Source organism: Bacillus sp. FJAT-14266 (genome assembly GCF_001719225.1).
Taxonomy (GTDB): domain Bacteria; phylum Bacillota; class Bacilli; order Bacillales; family Bacillaceae; genus Bacillus; species Bacillus subtilis.
Genome location: NZ_CP017072.1, coordinates 200,919 through 222,635 on the forward strand (window position 1 = coordinate 200,919; position 21,717 = coordinate 222,635).

Sequence of the window (21,717 nt, forward strand, 5' to 3'; positions counted from 1 at the left end):
TGAAAAAGGAGAAAGAGATGGCAAATATAAAAGAGATCGCAAGACTGGCAAATGTATCTGTTTCGACTGTTTCGCGTGTATTGAATCATCATCCGTATGTGTCTGAAGAAAAGAGAAAGCTTGTTCATCAAGTCATGAAGGAATTGGATTATACACCAAATCGAACCGCAATCGATCTCATTCGCGGGAAAACCCATACGGTCGGTGTGATTCTGCCTTATAGCGATCATCCCTGCTTTGATAAAATCGTTAACGGAATCACCAAGGCGGCTTTTCAGCATGAGTATGCAACGACCCTTCTCCCCACCAATTATAACCCCGATATTGAAATCAAATATTTAGAGCTGTTAAGAACGAAGAAAATAGACGGTCTCATCATTACTTCCCGCGCCAATCATTGGGACAGCATTTTAGCTTATCAGGAATATGGGCCGGTCATCGCTTGTGAGGATACCGGAGATATTGATGTACCTTGTGCTTTTAATGACAGAAAAGCTGCTTATGCAGAGAGCTTTCGCTATTTAAAGAGCCGCGGACATGAGAATATTGCTTTTACGTGTGTCAGAGGAGCTGATAGGAGCCCGAGCACGGCTGATAAAGCTGCGGCCTATAAAGCTGTCTGCGGAAGGTTGGAAGACCGCCATATGCTGTCCGGATGCAACGATATGAATGATGGTGAGCTGGCAGCTGAACATTTTTATATGAGCGGGCGGGTTCCGACTGCTATTTATGCAAATAGTGATGAAGTGGCAGCTGGAATTCATCTATTTGCCAAAAAGAATAATTGGGATGTTGAAATCATAGGCGAGGGGAATACTTCTATCAGCCGTGTTCTTGGTTTTCCGTCGCTTGATTTGAATCTTGAGCAGCTCGGCATCGCAGCATTTTCTCTATTTTTGCAGGATGAACCCGCTGATATTAAAATTCAGCATAAATTTAAGAAAAAAGCTTGAACTGAAATGCATTTCATACCTTATAACTTCATTGAAGGCGAAGGAGGAGGAAGAAATGCAGATTGAACATACAGCGATCTGGGTTAATGATTTAGAGCGAATGAAGTCTTTTTATGAAACGTATTTTAATGGCAAAGCGAATGATTTGTATCATAATGAGAAAAAAGATTTTAAGTCTTATTTTATTACGTTTGGTTCCGGAGCAAGGCTGGAGATTATGAAAAAAGGAAATGTGACCGATCCGCCCTCACAAACAATGACAGGCTGGGCACATATTGCCTTTTCCGTTGGGAGCCGGGAGAAAGTGGATGAACTGACTGCTCGGTTGAAGGCGGATGGTTTTGCCGTCGTCAACGGCCCGCGGACAACAGGAGACGGCTACTATGAAAGTGTGATTGAGGATGATGAAGGAAATTTGATCGAGATTACAATCTGACATGGAGTGACTTAAATGCTGAGGACAGAAAAAGAAAAAATGGCAGCCGGAGAATTATACAATTCGGAAGATCAACAACTATTACTAGAACGCAAGCATGCGAGACAGCTGATTAGACAATATAACGAAACACCGGAAGATGATATAGTGCGGACAGAGCTTTTGAAGGAGCTGCTCGGTTCGGTTGGGGATCAAGTCACCATTTTGCCGACATTCCGCTGTGATTATGGCTATCACATTCATATCGGAGATCATACATTTGTTAATTTTGACTGTGTCATTTTAGATGTGTGTGAGGTGCGTATCGGCCGTCATTGTTTGATTGCGCCAGGTGTACATATCTACACGGCCGGTCATCCTCTTGATCCGATCGAAAGGAAATCCGGGAAGGAGTTCGGTAAGCCTGTGACAATTGGAGATCAAGTTTGGATTGGAGGCCGGGCGGTGATTAACCCGGGAGTGACAATCGGTGATAACGCAGTGATTGCTTCTGGATCTGTTGTCACTAAGGATGTACCCGCTAATACTGTTGTAGGCGGAAACCCCGCAAGGATTTTGAAGCAATTGTAATGAGATCAGTGCGGCAGATCCGCACTGACTTTTTTAAATCTGTTTTGCATTCGTATTAGGACCGAAGAAGATTAACAGCAAGGAGCATGCGAGCCAGCAGCCCCCAATAAATAAGAAGACGCTGATATAGCCGAGCTGAACGGCAATAAATCCAACAAGCAATGAGCCAAAAATGTTTGAAAAACGGCCAAGACCATAGGCTAAACCGCTGCCAGACGAGCGGTATTCAGTCGGATAAGGTTCAGATGTATAGGCGTATAAGTTCGAGGTAAAGACCCGTTCTGTGATATTCACGATAAAACCAAATACAATGATCATGATGGGAATAAAAGTCATACCATATAAGAGCCCGGCGATGGCCGTCAGAAACGCACTCGCAGCTAAAATCCATTTTCTTTGAAATCTTTCGGAAATCATGGAGCCGAGCAGTGCGCCAAGCGGAGCGCCGACGGAATGCAATACGTTATACCACAATGTATTTTCCATGGTGACGCCATTGCTTTTTAGCAGGCTTGGAACCCATGAGGCAAATCCGTAAAACCCAAACGTTTCAAAAATCCATACAGCAGATAATACGATGGTGATTTTGAGGTTTCTGCCTTTCAATAAGCCGGCATAACCTGCATTCTGCTTAACAGTTTCGCTTACTTTAGGCTGGGATGCTGCCGGAAGCGGGCCTTTCTCCTTTTCAACCTGTGCCTCAATTCGGTTGAGGATCGCATCGGCTTTCGCATATTCCCCGCGATTTTCGTGCCAGCGAGGCGACTCTTCCAGCCGTCGAATAAAGAAAAAATAAATAAGGCCGACGGCACCCCATACAAATACTAGCCTCCATCCCCATGAACCAAGAGGAATGACAAAGGCAGACACAATGTTGGTGATCGGCACCCCGATCAATCCAATCATGGCACAAAAAGAAATATATTTTCCACGTACACTTGAAGGGAAAAATTCCGCCAAATAGCTATTCGTAATGACCATGGCGGCTGCAACGCCAAATCCGGTGAGAAAACGGAATGTCATTAAAGATGGAATGTCCCATGCCGCAGCATTGCATAGCGATGCGATTGAGAAAACAAAGACAAATAGATTTAAGGCTTTTTTGCGGCCGATTCGATCGGACAGCCGTCCGCCCAGTGAAGCGCCTAAAAACATGCCTAAAAACGAAGCAGCCGTTACGTTAGCAATAGTTGAAAGCGGGATGCCCCAATGCTCGATCAGCGCCGGCGCTACATTGCTGAGGGTAAATAAATCTGCGAGATCAAAGAAATAAACAATGCCGAGAGCGGTTAACACTTGGAAATGAACGCGTGAAATCGGAAGGCGGTCTAAACGATTCGCTGCGTTTGAGAAAGGATGTGTATTCTTTTGTTTGAAGATCGTATTCATAAAAAACCCCCTTTTAGTAGTAAGAAAAGACTGAAAATTCCCCTCTTGGGACTATTATAAGTATCTTGGTTCATTGGCAACAGAGTTCAAATCACTAGATGGAAGAACTAAATTCACACTTTATATTTTAATGTTGCTTAAAAGATTTCCAAAACAGTAGATTCATAGACCAATTTATGCAAATATATAGTAATATTCTCATTGAAAGGAAGAGACATAGAAGGAATGAATTCATTTATCCGTCCTATAGAAGGAAACAATACGTTGTGGAGATATTTTTTCGCTTTTTTGGTGATGGTAGGGTTATATGTATTCGGGAATATAGCTTACCTTTTCGCTATATTGTTCACCGTTATTGTGAATCCCAATATCACGTTTGATTTGGATGAAGCTGTACTGAGTGATCCCCTCGTAGATCTTTATTTGTCCCATGTGATTTATTTATTCGCCATTCCGGGAGTTTGGCTGGCTGTGCGCTTTATTTTGAAGCGGCCTTTCCGAACGGTGATTACACCAAATTCAAAGATGAATTGGCGGAGAATTTCCTTTGGTTTTATTGCTTATTTCTTGCTGATGATCGCCGTACAATTGATTGATTTTGCGATTCATCCTGATAGCTATTCAATGCAAGCCTTTGATGCCTCACGCTTTATCTGGCTGCTAGTGGCTGCCCTCATTTTGGTTCCGATTCAGACATCAGCTGAGGAACTGTTTTTCAGGGGATTTTTGCTTCAAGCTTTCGGGAGATTGACGAAAAATCCTCTATTTTTGACACTGATTGTCGGAGGATTGTTTGGCGTATTGCATTTTGCGAATCCAGAAATGAACAATGGCGCTGTCTGGGCAGGAATTGAGTATTTAACATTTGGTTTTGTGTGGACCTATTACACGATTAAAACTGGAAGCATCGAAATATCACTTGGCGCCCATGCCGCGAATAATATGTTTTTGTGTATGTTTATTACAGAAAAAAACAGTGTGTATGGAGGAATTCCTTCTCTGTTTACGGTTACGCGGGGGAACCCGATGTGGGAGGCTTTCTTTACGATAGCGGTCAACCTTGTGTTTGCGGGGATCGCTTTATGGTACCATAAGAAATCAAAAAGTAAGCAGCAAGGGTCTTAATCCCTGCTGCTTATTAACGTGTGGATGGCTTCTTCGATATTCGTTGTCGGCTGCTGGCAGGCGAAGTTTTCACAAATATAAACGGTTGTTTTGCCGTCTATGATGCGGTAGTCTGCAGCGAATGGCGCAATGTCTTTGCATTGATCAGGAAGCTCTGCTACCAGAATGGAGTCGTTGGGCTTAAAGGCTTTTTGAAGCTCCGCTATGATTTGTTTTCTGGCTGGATCATCTGCGCTGCCAAAAATAACGATTTCTTTTTTAGGCATTAGATGCCTTAACACACTTTGCATAAAGAAAGCATGGCCGCTCGGATACGCGTCGATGTCTGGCTTGAACACGGAAAACATCGTTTCCGCTTTTTCGATCAGTGATAAGTCGCCTGTGACTTGCCCGAGACGCAGCAGCTGAACAGCTGCCACACTGTTTCCGGAAGGCACGGCGCCGTCGTACACTTCTTTTTCCCGTACGATTAAGGCTTCTGCATCGTGTCCGGTGAAGTAGAATCCGCCATGCTCCTCATCCCAAAATAAGCTGATCATATCGTCTGTCAGTTTCTTCGCTTTTTGTAAATAAGAAAGATCAAACGAAGCTTCATAGAGATCCAGATAAGCCCATAGGAGAAAAGCGTAATCGTCGATAAAGCCTTTGTTTTTCACTTCGCCATCACGATATCGGACCATCACACGGCCGTCGATGATTAATTTGTTTTCAATAAATGTGATGGCGTCTTTCGCTAGGCTGAGATATTTCGGTTCCTGGTATACCTTTGCCGCTTTCGCAAGACCCGCGATCATCAGCGCGTTCCATGAGGTCAGCACTTTATCATCGACATGGGGATAGGTTCTTTCCTCGCGTGTCTTCAAGAGCTGCTGTCTTGCGTCTTCGAGTTTGAGACTGAGCTCTTTTTCGGTTAACCCGGCATCCTCTTTGATTTGTTCTCGCTTTGTGTGAATGAGGTTAGGAATATTTTTGCCTTCAAAGTTTCCTTCTTCAGTGATGTCATACACTTGGCAATACAGCGTTCCGAGATCGTCCCCGAGCGTTTTCAGAATCTCTTCCTTTGACCACACGTAGTACTTTCCTTCTTCTCCTTCTGTATCCGCGTCTAAAGCAGAGAAAAAGCTTCCGTCTTCATGAGTCATTTCCCTCTGAATGAACGTAATGATCTGCTCACAAATCTCTTTATAGCGGCTGTTTTGCGTGACCTGATAGGCTTCTGAATAAGCGGTCAGCAACAGCGCATTGTCGTACAGCATTTTTTCAAAGTGGGGAACGAGCCACTCGTCATCGGTCGAATAGCGTGCAAACCCATAGCCGATATGATCGTAAATGCCGCCATTCGCCATGCTGTCCAGCGTTTTCGTCACGTTGTATAAAGCGTTCTCCTGCCCCGTATTGTGATGATAACGAAGCAAATACATCAGCATATGGGGCATCGGAAATTTCGGTGCCTGCCCGAAACCGCCGTAGATCGTATCAAACCCGCTGGCAAGCTGCTGGAATGTCCGGTGAATCGCTGACTCGCTAAGGCCTTCGCCTGATTTGGCGGCTGTTTTGGTCTGCAAATGTTTAGCGGCGTTCTCCGCAATATCCTCGACATGCTCGCGGTCGTTCGCAAATGTCTCAGACAGATGCTCAAGCACATCAACAAAACCGGGACGGTTGAATTTGCTCGTCTTTGGAAAATATGTACCCGCGTAAAACGGCTTTTGATCAGGCGTGATAAACACATTCAGCGGCCAGCCGCCCTGCCCGGTCATCAGCTGGCAGATTCTCATATAAACAGAATCCACATCAGGCCGCTCTTCCCGGTCGACTTTAATCGCCACAAACCGTTCATTGAGAAGACGCGCGATTTCTTCGTCTTCAAAGCTTTCGTGAGCCATCACGTGGCACCAATGACAAGTCGAATAACCGATGCTGACCAGAACCGGCTTGTTTTCGCGTTTCGCTTTCTCAAATGCTTCTTCTCCCAAAGGGAACCAGTCCACAGGGTTGTGGGCGTGTTGGAGTAGGTATGGTGATTTCTCATTGATTAATCTATTGGGTTTACTTTTGTTTGGCATGGGATCACCTTCTTCCTAAGTTGGTTATATTCAGGTTACCACAGTTATCCTAAACAAATACAATAACTGACTGCTTATCGATAATTGTGATGTGAAAATATAAACTAATGTTTCATTTTTCCACTTGAGATAAATGCGAATAACGTTTTTCCTTGTTTCGCAATCTGGTCAAATTTTTATAAAAAAAGTAAAAGTTTAATCCTTAGTCTATATATAATAAGATCATATCAATCAAATGTAGGGGGAGTTATTATGAAGTGCAATAAAATGAACAGGGTACAATTAAAAGAGGGAAGCGTATCAATGACCCTATAAACTGCGTCTGCCCTCATTAATGGAGGGGAAATTGTGAATACGTCTTATTCACAGTCAACTTTACGGCACAATCAAGTTTTGATTTGGCTTTGTGTTCTATCATTTTTCAGCGTATTAAATGAAATGGTTCTGAACGTCTCATTACCTGATATTGCCAACGAGTTTAATAAACTGCCAGCAAGTGCAAACTGGGTGAATACTGCCTTTATGTTAACCTTCTCCATTGGAACAGCTCTATATGGAAAGCTATCAGACCAGCTGGGCATCAAAAATCTGCTTCTATTTGGGATTATGGTAAATGGCTTAGGGTCGATCATTGGATTTGTTGGACACTCTTTCTTTCCTATTCTCATTCTAGCCCGATTTATTCAAGGAATTGGTGCAGCCGCATTCCCAGCTCTTGTGATGGTTGTCGTTGCGCGCTATATTCCAAAAGAGAACAGGGGGAAAGCATTTGGCCTGATCGGGTCCCTGGTAGCAATGGGAGAAGGTGTTGGGCCAGCTATTGGCGGAATGGTTGCTCATTATATCCATTGGTCGTATTTGCTGCTTATTCCAACTGCAACAATTATCACCGTTCCATTCCTTATAAAATTGTTGAAAAAGGAAGAGAGAATAAGAGGACACATTGATATGGCAGGGATTATATTGATGTCTGCAGGTATCGTATTTTTTATGCTGTTTACAACATCTTATAGATTTTCTTTTCTGATCATCAGTATTCTTGCTTTCTTCATATTTGTAAAACACATTAGGAAAGCTCAGGACCCTTTTGTTGACCCTGAATTAGGGAAAAACGTCTTTTTTGTGATTGGAACCCTTTACGGAGGACTAATATTTGGTACAGCAGCAGGATTTGTCTCTATGGTTCCTTACATGATGAAAGATGTTCACCATTTAAGTACTGCAGCAATTGGAAGCGGCATTATATTCCCCGGAACAATGAGTGTCATCATCTTCGGTTACATTGGGGGATTGCTTGTTGATCGGAAAGGTTCCTTGTATGTACTAACTATTGGAAGTGCCTTGCTTTCTTCCGGCTTTTTAATCGCTGCCTTTTTTATAGATGCAGCACCATGGATCATGACAATTATAGTAATTTTTGTTTTTGGGGGGCTATCTTTCACAAAAACAGTTATATCTACAGTTGTGTCTAGCAGTTTGAAAGAAAAGGAAGCGGGCGCTGGAATGAGTTTGCTTAATTTCACGAGCTTTTTATCAGAGGGAACGGGTATTGCGATTGTAGGCGGTTTATTATCTATCGGCTTCCTAGACCATAGGCTGCTGCCTATTGACGTTGATCACTCTACCTATTTGTATAGCAATATGCTCATACTTTTTGCAGGAACCATTGTTATTTGTTGGCTAGTAATCTTGAATGTATATAAACGTTCGCGGAGGCATCGCTAAATGAGTGAAAGGGTCAATCTTGTGAAAGTAATCCAAGGTTGATCCTTTTTTGTAAAATGAATAAACATGGCATCAATAGCATGTTCTTTAGATTAGCCATCGTTAGCTATACCCCATAGATACGAGAACAGGCTTGTTTTCGCGTTTCGCTTTTTCATATGCTTCTTCTCCCCAAGGGAACCAGTCCACAGGGTTATGAGCATGTTGAAGTAAAATAAGTAGACTTCTCAGCGATTAATCTATTGGGTTTATTGTTAGTGGGCATAGGATCACCTCTTAGCCGATTTACTTAAAAGAGGGAGAATGAAATATACTATAATGTTTAATTATGTTAATGCGTCCTTTCCAGTCTTCTTTTCTTTTAATACAAGAGAATGGATATTTTTAGCTCTGTTAAAATTTGATGTTGATAATTCAATAGTATTAAGGAGAACCCATTGGATTCCCCCTTTAGTTCAATAAGAAAAATAACTGTCGAGTGTTACCTTACAATGTATATTTTGGAGGGAAAGATTTTTTTAGCAATTCCAATGATAAACGATTTGCACAACGCCAGAGGAAAATGTTCTTGTATTCACCATTTTTAAATTTATCCTCTGTTTTACATCAATAAACAACGGTTTTCCTTCTCCCAAAACAACAGGGTGAATAGATAATCTAAATTCATCAACAAGCCCCAAATTTATAAAAGTTGTAATGAGACTCGCTCCACCATATAGCCAGATGTCTTTGCCAGACTTTTTCTTCAATTTATTTACTTCTTCAAGAATATTATCATTTATAAATATGGCTTGATTATCAATCTCATTTTGTGTTCTGGAAAAAACATATTTCTTTTTACTATGAACCAATTTCCAAATTTCCTTTTCTGTATCAGGGTCTTCACCTTTTGGAATATATTGTCCCCATAAATCGTAGCTTTTTCTGCCATATAAAATAGTATCAATTTGATTTAAGAAATCAGTAAACCCCATATCAGGGTCCATAATGCACCAATCAACTTCTCCATTTTTCCCTTCAATAAAACCATCTAAAGTAACTGCTAAATCTAAAATGATTCTTCTCTGTTTTAAGTTATTTGTCATAACTATTCATCCTTTTCCATAAGAAGTTGGTAGAAATTCTTCTCCCACTCTCGCACCAGATAGACTAAGTTGCGTTTATGGACTGAGTGAAGAACAGTATCCTAAAATGAAAGTGCCCACTACTCTTCGCAGCTTGATTAGCCGGAACACTCTTTATCTTCACTTGGTTAAATGAAAGCTCTGCTCGATTAAGTTATAGATTTCGCCTTCTGGATCTGTCCGTTCTAAAACAATTGAAATCCAATGTTCCTTATCCATATGATATCCGGGTAAGACATTTTCCCCATTTCTTAAGCTATCACTTATTTCAGGGGGACATTTTAGATTTAGAATATCTATTTCGCCATGACCATCCAAGCCTAATTTTTCTGGGAGAACATTCATGATAAGACCGTACCATTTTTTGTTTGATGTATGTCTCAAAGAAGCATAGTTTGGGTATTTCTCCCACGGGTAATCAGGCGATGTACCGTATTTTTCTTTGACGTGTTTAAAGATATCTTCTCTTGTTAACATACTCAATCACTCCTTTATTCACTCTACTTTCTTCTTGAAAAAGTCAAAGAGCGATCCTTGGTTGTCCTTTGGATACTTCAATAGAGATGTCATCAATGGCAGAAGCTGTGTCAAAGCTTCCTCTCTCCACGGATACTAGTCAACAGGGTTGTGGGCGAGTTGAAGGAAGTATGATATTTCTCATTGAGTTTATTGTTAGTGGGCATAGGTTCATCTTCTTTTCTCTTGTTTCTATTCCTTTTTACTGTACCACAAGCCTCTGTTGAAATACCCCATTAAGACAGTGAAATAGAAAAATCGCTATATATAAAAGGTAATGGATGCTGTTCTTTTAAAGAGTGCCCTTTTGGAAGCTGTTATTGATCGAAACGAGTATGCTAATATAATCTCGTTTAGGAGGGGATTGATATGATCAAGAAAATGGCTCAAATGAATTTGAAAGATTTCAATAAACCAAATGAACCTTTCGTTGTTTTTGGGAGAATGATACCTGCTTTTGAAAACGGTGTTTGGACATATACTGAGGAACGATTTTCTGAACCTTATTTTAAACAATATGAAGATGATGAAATGGATGTTAGTTATATTGAAGATGAAGGGAAGGTTGTCTTTTTATATTATGTTGAAAACAACTGCATCGGCCGGATTAAGATTCGTTCTAACTGGAATGGGTATGCACTAATAGAGGACATTGCCGTTGCAAAAGACTATAGACAAAAAGGCGTTGGAACAGCATTATTACATAAAGCGATTGAGTGGGCAAAGGAGAATAAATTTTGTGGCCTTATGCTTGAAACACAAGATATTAATGTTTCAGCTTGTCATTTTTATGCCAAACATCAATTTATAATAGGTGCAGTTGATACGATGCTTTATTCCAATCTTCCAACAGCAAATGAAATTGCGATTTTTTGGTACTATAAATTTTAATTTATCATAAAATTATTGAACGAAACGTAGCTTGTTTTGCGTTTCGTTTTTTCAAAGAAGAGGTTTTTTAACCCCTTCTTTTTTTTGATAAGAATTGTTTTTCCACAATAGGCATAAAAACGTGAAGGATCATTCCTCCCAAACAGACGGTTAATAGGGTTCCGATGCCGATAGGGCCTTTAAAGATGATGGCTAATACTAAGAAAAGAGCGTATACCAATGTTCTTGAAAACAAGATTGTTCTTTTGGAGAGATCTCGGATAATAAGTGTTAAATGATCGATGGGTGTTGATGCGAATTTCGTCTGAAGATAGATGGCTGTTCCAAGACCGATGAGCACCAAACCAATTCCGAAACAAATCAGTTTGCTTAACAACGCATTTAGATAGATGGTGTTTTTTACAACAAACAACCATAGGTCAATGCCTATTCCAGTAATGAATGCTGTAATCAAGCCCAGCAAAATAGGTTTTTTTCTCGTTAATATAGCGTTGCAGATTAGGAGGATCACAGAAATAAGGACCTCCCAGCTTCCTACGGTAAGTCCGACTTCTTTTGACAGACCAACCAAAAGGGCATCGAAGGGTGATGTGCCGAGTCCTGATTGTATGGTTAAGGAAATGCCCAAACTTAATATGAGTATGCCTAATCCGTAAAAAATATATTTCATGTTAAATCCGCGATATTTCTTTTGTCATCAGGACGTGAGGGATGCCGTCTTCCATAAATTCCTGTGAAGAAATCTGGTAGCCCAGTTTTTGATAAAAGCCTGCTGCTTGTGTTTGACCATGCAGCTTACATGCAGTCAGTCCTTTTTCTTTTATGATTTCTTCTAACCCGCTTACGATGACTTTCCCCAATCCGTACTTACGGTAAGGTTTTAGGATGCAGATTCTTTCCAGCTTTGCTGTATGGTCAACGATGCGCACACGGCCCGCGCCGACAGGCTGATTCTCATGATATACCAAGACATGCTGGCATTGTTCCTGGAGCGTATCAAATTCATCGAACTCTTCGGATTCCGATACATGTTGCTCCTCAATGAAAACCGTCTTTCTAATATTCAAAGCTTCATGTAAATCAGCTTCAGTTGTTATTCTTTTTATATTCATTATGAATCAATCCTTTTCTGATATTAGTCTGGACTGTACAGCATGCATGTGGTCTTATAATAGTAAGGTTAAAACATTTTTGTTGTAATTGCAACAAAAATACGTGAGGGGTTTTAGGAATGAATGATATTTTGCGTGAGATCGGCATGATAGCAAGAGCGTTGGATTCCATAAGCAACATCGAATTTAAAGATTTAGACTTAACAAGAGGGCAGTATCTCTATCTCGTACGTATATACGAAAATCCGGGAATTATTCAAGAAAAATTGGCGGAAATGATAAAAGTGGACCGGACAACGGCCGCGCGGGCCATTAAGAAGCTGGAAATGCAGGGATTTATTCAAAAATTGCCGGATGAGCAAAATAAAAAAATAAAAAAACTGTTCCCGACTGAGAAAGGGAAAAAGGTATATCCATTGTTAAGAAGAGAAGGAGAACATTCCACGGAAGTGGCCTTGTCCGGTTTTACTTCAGAGGAAAAGGAAACCATTTCTGCACTCCTTCATAGAGTGAGGAAGAATATAGAACGTGATTGGGAATATGTGAAGAAGGGGAACAAAAGGGATTATTAATGGACAATGTTAACAAGTCGAGCTGATGCTGGCGAAAATCGGCGTCTCCTTCTCAAGAATCCAGTCCGCTGGAGTGTGGGACCATTTTCAAGATAATCTGCCTGGAAAATAGTCCGTTCACTTCTGTTTTCTTTTGAACTATCAAAAATCTCCAAAGGGAGTGGTTTGCGTGAACTTGAGACAACTATCAGAACATGTCTATCAATGTGAATTTGAGCTTGATGTGCCTCTTCGTATTCCGGTTCATACCTGGTTTATCAAAGATGGTGATGATGTTTATATTGTTGATACGGGAATAGAACGTTTTGCTGATGCTCAAATTAGGGCAGCGTTAGCGATCGGCAATCCAAAAGCCATTTTGCTTACCCATGGCCACAGTGATCATATCGGAGGTGCATCAAAATGGTTAGAGAGATTTGATATTCCGATTTTTGCGCACCAGAAAGAACTAAAGTACATCAATGGGGAAGAGCCATATCCGAACAAAAATGAAGTGGAGAACACAGGGATAGCCCATATTGTCCAGCCGCTGACGGAGCAAACGCTTGCTCATCTGCCTCTGAAATACTATTTAACACCTGGCCATTCGCCCGGGCATGTTGTGTATGATCATAAAATCGATCGTACGCTATTAACGGGCGACCTTTTTATCACAAGTAAGGAGGATTTACACCCACCTATAAGAAGATTCAGTGTTGATATAAATGAGAACATCGATAGCGGCTCAATCATAGATCAAATCAAACCAACGTTCATTTGCTCTTCACATGGCGAAGAAATCCTTTATAACGAAGAATTGTATAAAAACTATGTGGTAAGGTATAGGGATTAATGGAAGTGAAAAACATAAGCTGAATAATCTCCAGCATGTTGAAGCCCTCGATCCGATTTACTCACACCCAAAAAGAAAAAATGGCAGCTGCCTGCCGCAGAGGCTTTTGCGGAGCTTGTTTTACATTCGATTCATGAGCAAAAGGAGTGAGTGTCAGGCTCACTCCTTTTCTATTTAAATTGCGGCTGTGAGCTTTGGTTTTACAAATTTCATGAAAATCCCTCTGACTAATGGGCCCATAATCAGTAATTGCAATGGATAGGCCAGGATGAAATTTTTCAACACAATCATAAGATAAGCACTGAAGAGGCTGTCCCCGTTCAGCCCATTTGCTAGAACCGCTGTCACTAAACCGAACACAGACATAAAAAGTACCATGCCAATCACCATACAAGTTGACATGGCAAGGATGACATAAATTTTTTTAGTCTTGTCGAACGGCATGCGGAATGCAATCTTCTTGGCGAGGGGGCCCACTAACAGTAAATCGAACAGGAGGGCGACCATAAAACCGATGACCATTTCAAAAACGGTCACCAGTGAAAAATCCTGAATGGCTCCGTTGATGATGGCATTGTAAATCGACATGACGCAGACCATTCCAAAGCACATCATCACGCCAAATATAAGGCCTTCTTTTTTATTTGCTGGCATACAATCATTCCTTCTCTCCATAATCGGTGATTAGTATACCAATGAACTGTTCATGCTCATAAGTGACAAATTTGTGAACAATTTATAGCGCAGAATCGTCTTGTTTTGTCATCAGCACATGCGGAATGCCGTCCAGCATAAATTCTTCTGATGCAGTCTGATAGCCGAGCTTTTCATAAAAGCCTGCCGCCTGTGTCTGGCCGTGCAGTTTGAAGGCAGAAATGCCTTGTTCTTTCACAATACGTTCTAATGCATCGACGATCACTTTTCCCAAACCGAATTTGCGGTAAGACTTCAGAATGCAGATTCGTTCCAGTTTCCCCGTGTGGCCAACGATACGGACACGTGCAGTGCCAACAGGTACATTCTGATGATAAGCCAGGATGTGCTGGCAATCACCGTGGAGTGTATCGAACTCATCGAATTCATCCGAAATGGGACAGCCTTGTTCCTCTACAAATACTGCCTTTCTGATTTCAAAAGCTGTATGTAAATCCTGTTCTGACGTGATTTTTTTGACATTCATGCTTGAATCCTCCCTACTCAGAAAAATGGCTGATCACATATTGTTTAAAGGTCTCAGCAACCGGTGATAAAAACCTGCCTTTTATCCAGGCAATTCCTATGACACGCTGACATTCCGGCCAGCTGACGCGGATTTTGGTGATTTTGCTTTGGTCTAAGCCTTTCAGGTCTGGGAGAATAGATATGCCCAGTCCGGCTGCCACAAAACCTGCGGCAGTAGCTGCTTCTTCTCCTTCAAACATAATGTTCGGCTGTATATCAGCCTTCTCAAACAGCTCATCGACCGTCATCCGAAGCGCATAGCCCTTTTTCAATAAAATAAAACGCTCCCCGGCAATCTCATTCAGGGTAATGCTTTCGCGACTGGCTAATGGGTGATCATTTGGCACAAATACAAAGAGTTCTTCACTCCACAGCTTGATCCATTGGATCGGATTTTCAGGCTTAATCGAAGCGAGGAGACAGAGGTCCAGATCCCCGGATTTTAATCGTTCAAGCAGCCAATAAGAGTGGTTTTGCTTCAGCTGGAAGGAAATGTTGGAGTATTCCTGCTGAAAGGAGCCGATGAGATCGGGCACGAGCGTGGTGCCTAATGTATGTAAAAAACCGAGAGAGACTACGCCTTGGTCTGGCTTTAATAAGGTTTGGATTTCTTCTTTTCCTTAGGTATACTCCTTCATCATCGCCTGAACCCGCCGTAAAAAAATGTGTCCGTATTGATTTAAGCTGATGGATCGTCCTTGCCTGTCAAATAGCGGGACGCCCAAATGATTTTCCAGCCTGGCGATAGAGCGTGAAAGCGCAGGCTGTGTGATGGAGAGGCTTTTTGCGGCTTTCGTGACGTGCTGCATCCGGGCCAGTGTTTGAAAATATTCAAGTTGTTCCCATTCCAATTATCATCCCTCCTTTATTACATGTAAGCATGAAAACGATATTTTATATGCATTATACAACATATATCAACGGTGCTAAGATAATAATATAAACAGACTCGAGGATGTTTGAATTCGGAAGAAATAAAGGATGATTGTTTATGAATGGCAGTGCTCCACAACATGATGAGGGACCGATAAAGTCCCGATGACATACATTCGAAAAGGCACACCGGTTTTTCGAAAAATTACGTTTGCTTTCTTCGCTGCGGGTTTCAATACATTTGCGATTCTATATTGCGTACAGCCGCTCATGGAGGAATTCACGCGGGAATTTCATGTAACGCCTACTGCGGCGAGTCTTTCTTTATCTGTTACCACAATGCTGTTAGCTGTGAGCATGCTTGTCTTTGGTTCATTATCCGAGGTGTGGGGACGCAAGCCTATTATGGGTATTTCCATGCTGGCCGCATCGGTTCTCTGTCTGGCATCGGCCTTCAGTCCGAACTTTCATACACTGCTCGTATTGAGAACCGTTCAAGGCGTTGCGCTCGCAGGCCTTCCGTCGATTGCGATGGCTTATCTTGGGGAAGAAATTGAACCCGGAAGTCTTGGATCAGCGATGGGGCTATATATCAGTGGAAATGCAATCGGCGCCGTTTTCGGAAGGATCGTTTCCGGGCTCCTGAGCGAGTACTTGAATTGGCATATGGCGATGGGATCAATTGGTGTCATTAGTTTGATTGCTAGTGTTATATTTTTTATGAATTTGCCGCCATCCAGGCATTTTACGCCAAGAAAATTGAAGCTCGGGAAATTGGGAATGTCTCTGATCAGCCACTTGAAGGACCGAAAACTATTCAGCTTGTTTCTCATTGGTTTTTTGCTGCTCGGAAGCAATGTTGCCTTGTTTAATTACATTGTGTATGTGCTGTTGGGCCCGCCGTATTCGCTTAATAAAGCATTTGCCAGCTGGATCTTTATTGTGATGATTGTAGGCATTTTCAGCTCGTCTTTCATTGGAAGAATGGTTGATCGATATGGCTATCCGAAAATATTGGTGATGAATATTTTCATCGTCATTGCAGGTGCGTTATTTACGATAAACAATATGCTGGCAGTGAAAATTCTGGGGATTGCCCTCTTTACATTCGGTTTTTTCGGAGGGCATTCAGTTGCCAGCAGCTGGGTGGGCAGGAGAGCCCTTCACAACAAAGCACAGGCTTCATCGCTGTATTTGTTCTTTTATTACGCCGGTTCAAGTGTTTTCGGAACAATCGGAGGGCTATTCTGGTCTGGTTTTCACTGGCTGGGCGTCGTCGGTATGATCACCTTCATGCTGCTGGTTGCGTTATGGCTGTCGGGATACTTGGCAAGAAGTGTGAAAATGCCGGATAAGAGGAACGAAAAAGGATTGAATTGATCAGTAAAAAAGGACCGTTAGCGGGTCCTTTTTTATTTCCAATGGGCAGGGGTTCGTACAGACAGCGGCAGCTTTGTATTCGAATCGCCGTTGGCGGCGTTCACCTGTGCCTGTGTCAAAAAGATGCTCCCGGTCAGGTCGGCGCCGCTGAGATCAGCGTCTCTCATATCTGCACCGATAAAGTCTGTCATTCTCAAATCGGCATTTCTCAGATCGGCGGCTATGAGCAGCGCCCCTCTTAGATTTGCTCCTCGCAGATCAAGCCCTTTCAGTTTCGCGCCGATCAGGACACTTCCCCGGCTGACCTTTTTCGGGAGTTTTGGATGGCGGGCTTGGGCACGCACCAGTTCACTTGTTTTTAACAGCCATTCATTGACCTCAGCTCGATGCTCGTCCACCTGCAGTGTCAGCAAGCGTTCTTTGCTGAGTCTGGTGAGCCTTTCTATTTTTTCGAAAGTGGTTCTCAGTTCAGAATGAATCGGCTTGGCTATATCTATAGAAAGAGCTTCATGTAAATACCAGAGCATTTCGTGCAGCTGCTGCATGATAGGAAAAACGTCAAACATCTGGTTGGCCGTTTCGGGGCTGTTTCGCCAATCCTTTCCCTCATAAGTGATTTGGGATACTTTTTGGCCGGCGCCAAAGCATTCATATGCAGAGCAGCCTCGAAATCCTTTTTCTCTGAGATCTTTATGTATAGAACATTGATAGTTTGATTGTAAGTTGCGGCAAGGCGTGCCCCCGTCTTTATCAAAAGCAAAATCTGCCGACTTCGCATAAGGCAAGGCGACACAGCACAGGCCAAAACAGTGCTGGCAATCCGCACTTAAATCATAATGTATATTGTCATGTAACGTTACTTCCGCAGACAATAATGTTCACCCCTTCACTTGGGTACTTTGTTAAATATATCTATTTGATTATATAGGAAAAAAGGATACTTTTCATTTTGTTTTCAAGGTTTCAGTGGTCTAGCGATGTATAATATATCCAATCATGATGATTGGGGGAATTCATTTGGAACAGCAATTGAAAGACATCATCTCTGCGTGTGATTTGGCAATCCAAAATGAAGATTTTGATACACTGATGAATTATTATTCGGAAGATGCCGTTTTAGTCGTGAAGCCGGGCATGATCGCGCGAGGCAAAGAAGAAATCAAAAAAGCGTTTATTACGATTGCGAACTATTTCAATCATCATATTGTCCCGAAACAAGGGGAAATGATCCTGTTGGAAGCAGGTGACACGGTACTCGTCCTTTCTCAGACACTGCTTGATTCGGATAAAAAGGACTCCGAGTATGCGATGGAAAGAAGGGCGACCTATGTATTTAAGAAGAATGCGCAAGGCGAGTGGCTTTGTGTAATCGATAACTCATATGGTACGGATTTAATTGGTGTGTAAGATATGTCATTGATGTGCCATTCCTGCATATAATGATTCATTCAGCTGATTAGGGAAGGTGACACAATTGAATGTGTATGACATCAGAATGGCTCCTTATTGGTTTTATGAAAGCAGAGGACTTGTTCAACATCCATACGTATTTCGGCAGCCTGTCTCCTCACGTGCAATCATTGCATCTACTCGCGGTGATGTAACGGGAGACGGCGTTATTGACGAGGTCTTTCTAACTGGAAATCAAATGCCCGGCAGCCCGTTATGGAGAAATATCACATTGGTGATCCGTGATGGCAGAACCCATCAGGAGCAGCAGATTCAGCTTCAAAACAATATGGGATACAATCCGTCACTTTTTCTGGGGGATATGACAGGCGACAAGATTGAGGATGTGGCAGTGGTAATGGATACAGGGGGAAGTGGCGGTGCTATTTATGCATATGTGTTTGCCTATCTAAACAGGCAGTTCCGGCGAATTTTCAATTCAGATGTATTGAATGATGAATTAAAGTACAGTGTGAGGTATCAAAATCAATATAAAGCGAGCGTCATCAGTCATCAGCAAAACGAAACGTATATCCTCGACCTTACTTACAAAGGCAGGGAATATTTGAATGAGATTTATAACAGCCAAGGTGTGTTAAAAATGCCGATAGAAGGATGGGTGAATCCTTTATCGGGCTTGTATCCGGTTGATTTTGACAGAGACGGCGTATACGAATTATTGGCGTACCAGCGGATAGCGGGAAGGTATAACGCCGACTCATTGGGATATGTTCAAACCGTATTAAAATGGAACGGACGGCGTTTTGCCGTTGACCGGCAGAATGTTTCGATTGTTGGCGGTGCTGTCTCGTAATCCTGATGGCTGTCACCCTATAAAGGGTGACAAAACACTACAGGTGTTCTGCAACGACAACCAAATAATAAGATAAACCGGCTTGCTGCTCTTCTAACATTCCTCTATGGAAATCATCTTGCATAAAAAAACGTGTTTGTTTTACGTAATCTTCTTTACTTGTCGGATGCCCGTTCTGATTTAGGAACTTAAGATGATTCATGACATGCTCTTGCACGGAAGGGTCATGATACGTTACACCATTTCTTAAAAAATCAGCCATCCTATCAAGAAAATGTTTAGCCTCTATTGCCATTTTGTTCATTTCATCGACATTGATTGTATGTGTATCCAATTCAAAATCGTAACGCTCTTTTAAATACCCATTTTGTTCTGCTAAAGATTGTTTCCATTCTTCAGCGCTTTCAAATCCTTTAAACATTACCTTATGATCCATGTTTTCACCTTTTCTCGTGTATTCTAGAGATGTGTTGACTGTTTGAATGAGACGCTGATACTTTTCAATTTTCTTTTCAAACAGCTTTTTTTGTTTTTCTAATGTACTTGTTCTTTTAGCATCCTCATTTAGTAATGTTTTGATTTCTGACAAAGGAATATCTAATTCTTTGTAAAAAAGGATTTCCTGCAGTCTTTTTAGTTCGTCAGCACCATAGTACCGATATCCGGCTTCGCTTATTTCCTTTGGGGCTAGCAAGCCGATTTTGTGGTAATGATAAAGCGTTTTGATTGTGACATTCGCAATATTGGATAGTTCTTTTACTGTTAATTTCTCCATCCGACTCCTCCTTTCTTCTTTCACTATGAGGCCTTACCTTTGGTTGGAGTCAAGGATAAAATGGTGGTGTTTTCGTCCGAAGACAGACTAGTGAATGTGGGAGAAAGAAAATAACACCTGGCGGATTCAAAGAAAAGAGTGCTTTTCAGCAAGCACTCTTCATTCCAGTTTAATTCGTTTTACATCCCCTAAAACAAACACATAAAAAACCAATCCCAGCAACAGCACAAAACCAGCTACCAGAAAGCTGAGTGTAAAGGAGCCTGTCACATCAAACAAATACCCTGTCAGTGACGCAGCAATAATGCCTCCGAACAGGTTGTTTGCGAGATTCACCATGGAGCTCAGCATGGATACGGAACCGATCGGCGCGAGTTCTGCGGAGATGGACCAGCCGACCGGAGCGGTTGCTGAAATTCCGGCGAGTCCGATGGAAATGCAAATAATGGCTACGGTAATATTGTTCGTCAGAATGGAGCCTAAAAAGAAAAAGCCAAAGCTCATTCCGACTATGATTACGGTTCGGTACACCTTGGTGTTAGGATAGCCTTTCTTAATAAAATAATCGACGAGCCAGCCGCCGACGGCAATTCCGGAAATGGTTGAGATCAGCCACGGCACTGCCGTAAATAAACCGGACGACATGAGATCCATACCGTATGTATGTTTAAAGAAAGTCGGAAGCCAGGTGAGCAGCAGGTTGAATGTATACCCGTACCCTGTAAATCCGATCATTAAGCCCCATACTTTCCGATTGGTGAAAAGCTTTTTTAAAAGCGGGCCCGTTTTGTAAGGGATTTGCTCTGTTGTAATGGCATTGTGTTTTTGAATATAGTTTAGTTCACTTTTAGAAATACGTTTGTGCCGTTCAGGCTGTTCATAATACTGCCAGAAAAAGATCGTAAACAGCACATTGATGCATCCAATCGTCAAAAAAGCGACACGCCAGTCAAATGTTGTGACAAGAAAGGCGACCAATGGCGCGCCGATTACATTTGAAAACTTGGCGGCCGAATCGAACAGTGAGTTTGCCAATCCCCGCTCACTTGGAGGAAACCAGAGAGCGGTTGCTTTAGAGGCAGCGGGGAACGCAGAGGCGCTCGTCAGCCCAATGAGAAACCGGAACAGATACAACAGCAATTTTCCTTGCAAAAAAGCAAGAAGGATCGTTAAAAAGCTCCATATCGTCATTCCAACCCTCGTGACCCATGCGACCCCAAAACGGTCCAGCAAACTTCCGACAGGCAGCTGCATCAGTGTATAGGAATAGGTGTAAATGGAAAACACGATGCCGAGTTCAGTTGCAGTAAGGTGAAACGAATCTTGTATCGCAGGGGCCGCTACCGAGATGGCCACTCGGTCAAAATAATTAAGAATAATAATGCCGCTAAGTAACGAAGATATGTACCATCTGGTATGCCCAGGCCGTTTCACGCGCTCTTGACTCATGATGAAAACCTCCTCTGTCATAGCATGATCTCCTGATGGAAAAACCATTCAAATTTTAAATACCACAGCGCGCTTTTATATAAACGGCAGGAATTTGACTGGAACAGATTGGTGCTTTAGAATGAAAGTAATAAAAATGAACACTCCAAAGGGGAGTAGCTTTCACAGTAAAGTCGTCATTACGGGACAAGGTGTCCTCGGCTTTGCTGGCAATCTCATTGTTAGCGAGACCTTTGCCAAATCTGATTTGGTGAAGGTCTTTTTGTTTCAGGAACTTCACCAAATTGGTGGAGTTTTTTCATTTTTATCAAAAAGGGAGAGGAGCATCAGAATGTCTAAGCTGAAAAAGTGGCTGAAGCGTGAATTGGTGAGGAAAGGGCTGCCGTTAGCGAAAGAGAAATTGATTCCGATCTTAAAAGAAAAAATGAAAAAGAAACGATGAGGG

At 42.1% G+C, this 21,717-nt stretch carries 24 protein-coding genes and 3 pseudogenes; 14 read left to right on the top strand and 13 right to left on the bottom strand.

Going from position 1 to position 21,717, the window contains the following annotated elements; all coding sequences use genetic code 11:
* The first annotated feature begins 17 nt into the window (after nt 1-17).
* From ccpB to BGM23_RS01170, 3 genes are read left to right on the top strand one after another with little or no spacing between them, the layout of a single operon-like run.
* On the top strand, nt 18-953 hold the full coding sequence (gene ccpB, locus BGM23_RS01160; protein ID WP_041337894.1) for a transcriptional regulator CcpB: 936 nt from the start codon (nt 18-20) through the stop codon (nt 951-953).
* A 55-nt stretch (nt 954-1,008) separates the two neighbouring features.
* Nucleotides 1,009-1,389 carry a VOC family protein gene (locus tag BGM23_RS01165; protein ID WP_015250784.1) on the top strand — a complete coding sequence of 127 codons (381 nt, stop codon included), beginning with the start codon at nt 1,009-1,011 and terminating at the stop codon, nt 1,387-1,389.
* Nucleotides 1,390-1,404: 15 nt separating this feature from the next.
* Nucleotides 1,405-1,959 carry a sugar O-acetyltransferase gene (locus BGM23_RS01170; RefSeq protein WP_015250785.1) on the top strand — a complete coding sequence of 185 codons (555 nt, stop codon included), beginning with the start codon at nt 1,405-1,407 and terminating at the stop codon, nt 1,957-1,959.
* 33 nt (nt 1,960-1,992) lie between these two features.
* On the opposite strand, the gene BGM23_RS01175 is transcribed toward BGM23_RS01170, so the two are convergent.
* The gene (locus BGM23_RS01175) at nt 1,993-3,348 is read right to left on the bottom strand and encodes an MFS transporter (protein WP_029318525.1); all 1,356 of its coding nucleotides are present in this window, start codon (nt 3,346-3,348) and stop codon (nt 1,993-1,995) included.
* Between the two features lie 225 nt (nt 3,349-3,573).
* On the opposite strand from BGM23_RS01175, the gene BGM23_RS01180 reads away from it, so the two are divergent.
* Nucleotides 3,574-4,473, top strand: a complete 900-nt coding sequence (locus BGM23_RS01180; protein WP_032722824.1) for a CPBP family intramembrane glutamic endopeptidase — start codon at nt 3,574-3,576, stop codon at nt 4,471-4,473.
* Here the strand turns inward: BGM23_RS01180 and BGM23_RS01185 are convergent.
* Nucleotides 4,470-6,539: a thioredoxin domain-containing protein gene (locus tag BGM23_RS01185; protein WP_046664042.1), complete on the bottom strand. Its 2,070-nt coding sequence runs from the start codon at nt 6,537-6,539 to the stop codon at nt 4,470-4,472. The two genes, BGM23_RS01180 and BGM23_RS01185, sit on opposite strands and share 4 nt — an antisense overlap.
* A gap of 252 nt (nt 6,540-6,791) precedes the next feature.
* On the opposite strand from BGM23_RS01185, the gene BGM23_RS22360 reads away from it, so the two are divergent.
* Nucleotides 6,792-6,854, top strand: a complete 63-nt coding sequence (locus BGM23_RS22360; RefSeq protein ID WP_010886645.1) for a tetracycline resistance efflux system leader peptide — start codon at nt 6,792-6,794, stop codon at nt 6,852-6,854.
* A 33-nt stretch (nt 6,855-6,887) separates the two neighbouring features.
* Entirely contained in the window at nt 6,888-8,264 is a 1,377-nt protein-coding gene (tet(L), locus tag BGM23_RS01190) for a tetracycline efflux MFS transporter Tet(L) (RefSeq protein ID WP_046664041.1), read from the top strand.
* A 105-nt stretch (nt 8,265-8,369) separates the two neighbouring features.
* On the opposite strand, the pseudogene BGM23_RS21190 reads toward tet(L), so the two are convergent.
* The 3 genes and pseudogenes from BGM23_RS21190 to BGM23_RS01200 form a co-directional block, all read right to left on the bottom strand.
* Nucleotides 8,370-8,529 (bottom strand): annotated as a pseudogene (locus tag BGM23_RS21190) (DUF255 domain-containing protein); the annotation flags it as partial.
* Between the two features lie 253 nt (nt 8,530-8,782).
* The gene (locus tag BGM23_RS01195; protein WP_046664040.1) at nt 8,783-9,349 is read right to left on the bottom strand and encodes a dihydrofolate reductase family protein; all 567 of its coding nucleotides are present in this window, start codon (nt 9,347-9,349) and stop codon (nt 8,783-8,785) included.
* A gap of 159 nt (nt 9,350-9,508) precedes the next feature.
* On the bottom strand, nt 9,509-9,865 hold the full coding sequence (locus BGM23_RS01200; protein WP_029726097.1) for an MmcQ/YjbR family DNA-binding protein: 357 nt from the start codon (nt 9,863-9,865) through the stop codon (nt 9,509-9,511).
* 408 nt (nt 9,866-10,273) lie between these two features.
* On the opposite strand from BGM23_RS01200, the gene satA reads away from it, so the two are divergent.
* Entirely contained in the window at nt 10,274-10,795 is a 522-nt protein-coding gene (satA, locus tag BGM23_RS01205) for a streptothricin N-acetyltransferase SatA (protein WP_029726098.1), read from the top strand.
* A gap of 67 nt (nt 10,796-10,862) precedes the next feature.
* Here satA and BGM23_RS01210 read toward each other — a convergent pair whose 3' ends face one another.
* Nucleotides 10,863-11,465 (bottom strand): YczE/YyaS/YitT family protein, encoded by a 603-nt coding sequence (locus BGM23_RS01210; RefSeq protein ID WP_029726099.1) that lies wholly within the window; start codon nt 11,463-11,465, stop codon nt 10,863-10,865.
* A gap of 1 nt (nt 11,466) precedes the next feature.
* Nucleotides 11,467-11,907 carry a GNAT family N-acetyltransferase gene (locus BGM23_RS01215; RefSeq protein ID WP_029726100.1) on the bottom strand — a complete coding sequence of 147 codons (441 nt, stop codon included), beginning with the start codon at nt 11,905-11,907 and terminating at the stop codon, nt 11,467-11,469.
* A gap of 119 nt (nt 11,908-12,026) precedes the next feature.
* On the opposite strand from BGM23_RS01215, the gene BGM23_RS01220 reads away from it, so the two are divergent.
* From BGM23_RS01220 to BGM23_RS22060, 3 genes and pseudogenes are all read left to right on the top strand, one after another.
* Nucleotides 12,027-12,479, top strand: coding sequence for a MarR family transcriptional regulator (locus BGM23_RS01220; RefSeq protein WP_003226875.1), 453 nt, complete (start codon nt 12,027-12,029; stop codon nt 12,477-12,479).
* 169 nt (nt 12,480-12,648) lie between these two features.
* Nucleotides 12,649-13,311 carry an MBL fold metallo-hydrolase gene (locus BGM23_RS01225; RefSeq protein WP_029726101.1) on the top strand — a complete coding sequence of 221 codons (663 nt, stop codon included), beginning with the start codon at nt 12,649-12,651 and terminating at the stop codon, nt 13,309-13,311.
* A gap of 7 nt (nt 13,312-13,318) precedes the next feature.
* Nucleotides 13,319-13,461: pseudogene (locus BGM23_RS22060) on the top strand (LysR family transcriptional regulator); the annotation flags it as partial.
* A 24-nt stretch (nt 13,462-13,485) separates the two neighbouring features.
* Here the strand turns inward: BGM23_RS22060 and BGM23_RS01230 are convergent.
* From BGM23_RS01230 to BGM23_RS01240, 3 genes and pseudogenes are all read right to left on the bottom strand, one after another.
* Complete coding sequence (locus tag BGM23_RS01230) at nt 13,486-13,965, bottom strand: DUF2798 domain-containing protein (protein WP_029726102.1); 480 nt, start codon at nt 13,963-13,965, stop codon at nt 13,486-13,488.
* A gap of 82 nt (nt 13,966-14,047) precedes the next feature.
* A complete protein-coding gene (locus tag BGM23_RS01235; RefSeq protein WP_029726103.1) occupies nt 14,048-14,491 on the bottom strand; it encodes a GNAT family N-acetyltransferase in 444 nt (147 codons plus the stop codon).
* 13 nt (nt 14,492-14,504) lie between these two features.
* Nucleotides 14,505-15,383 (bottom strand): annotated as a pseudogene (locus tag BGM23_RS01240) (LysR family transcriptional regulator).
* Between the two features lie 187 nt (nt 15,384-15,570).
* Here BGM23_RS01240 and BGM23_RS01245 point away from each other — a divergent pair.
* On the top strand, nt 15,571-16,785 hold the full coding sequence (locus BGM23_RS01245) for an MFS transporter (protein WP_029726105.1): 1,215 nt from the start codon (nt 15,571-15,573) through the stop codon (nt 16,783-16,785).
* Nucleotides 16,786-16,817: 32 nt separating this feature from the next.
* Here BGM23_RS01245 and BGM23_RS01250 read toward each other — a convergent pair whose 3' ends face one another.
* Nucleotides 16,818-17,657, bottom strand: a complete 840-nt coding sequence (locus BGM23_RS01250; RefSeq protein ID WP_003244562.1) for a pentapeptide repeat-containing protein — start codon at nt 17,655-17,657, stop codon at nt 16,818-16,820.
* A 145-nt stretch (nt 17,658-17,802) separates the two neighbouring features.
* Here BGM23_RS01250 and BGM23_RS01255 point away from each other — a divergent pair, with 145 nt between their 5' ends.
* Nucleotides 17,803-18,192: a YybH family protein gene (locus BGM23_RS01255; RefSeq protein WP_029726106.1), complete on the top strand. Its 390-nt coding sequence runs from the start codon at nt 17,803-17,805 to the stop codon at nt 18,190-18,192.
* 67 nt (nt 18,193-18,259) lie between these two features.
* Complete coding sequence (locus BGM23_RS01260) at nt 18,260-19,048, top strand: hypothetical protein (protein WP_029726107.1); 789 nt, start codon at nt 18,260-18,262, stop codon at nt 19,046-19,048.
* A gap of 37 nt (nt 19,049-19,085) precedes the next feature.
* Here BGM23_RS01260 and BGM23_RS01265 read toward each other — a convergent pair whose 3' ends face one another.
* The gene (locus tag BGM23_RS01265; RefSeq protein WP_029726108.1) at nt 19,086-19,823 is read right to left on the bottom strand and encodes a MerR family transcriptional regulator; all 738 of its coding nucleotides are present in this window, start codon (nt 19,821-19,823) and stop codon (nt 19,086-19,088) included.
* Nucleotides 19,824-19,982: 159 nt separating this feature from the next.
* The gene (locus BGM23_RS01270; RefSeq protein WP_014478548.1) at nt 19,983-21,293 is read right to left on the bottom strand and encodes an MFS transporter; all 1,311 of its coding nucleotides are present in this window, start codon (nt 21,291-21,293) and stop codon (nt 19,983-19,985) included.
* Nucleotides 21,294-21,393: 100 nt separating this feature from the next.
* On the opposite strand from BGM23_RS01270, the gene BGM23_RS22320 reads away from it, so the two are divergent.
* Nucleotides 21,394-21,714: a hypothetical protein gene (locus BGM23_RS22320; RefSeq protein ID WP_003226899.1), complete on the top strand. Its 321-nt coding sequence runs from the start codon at nt 21,394-21,396 to the stop codon at nt 21,712-21,714.
* Nucleotides 21,715-21,717: the final 3 nt, after the last annotated feature.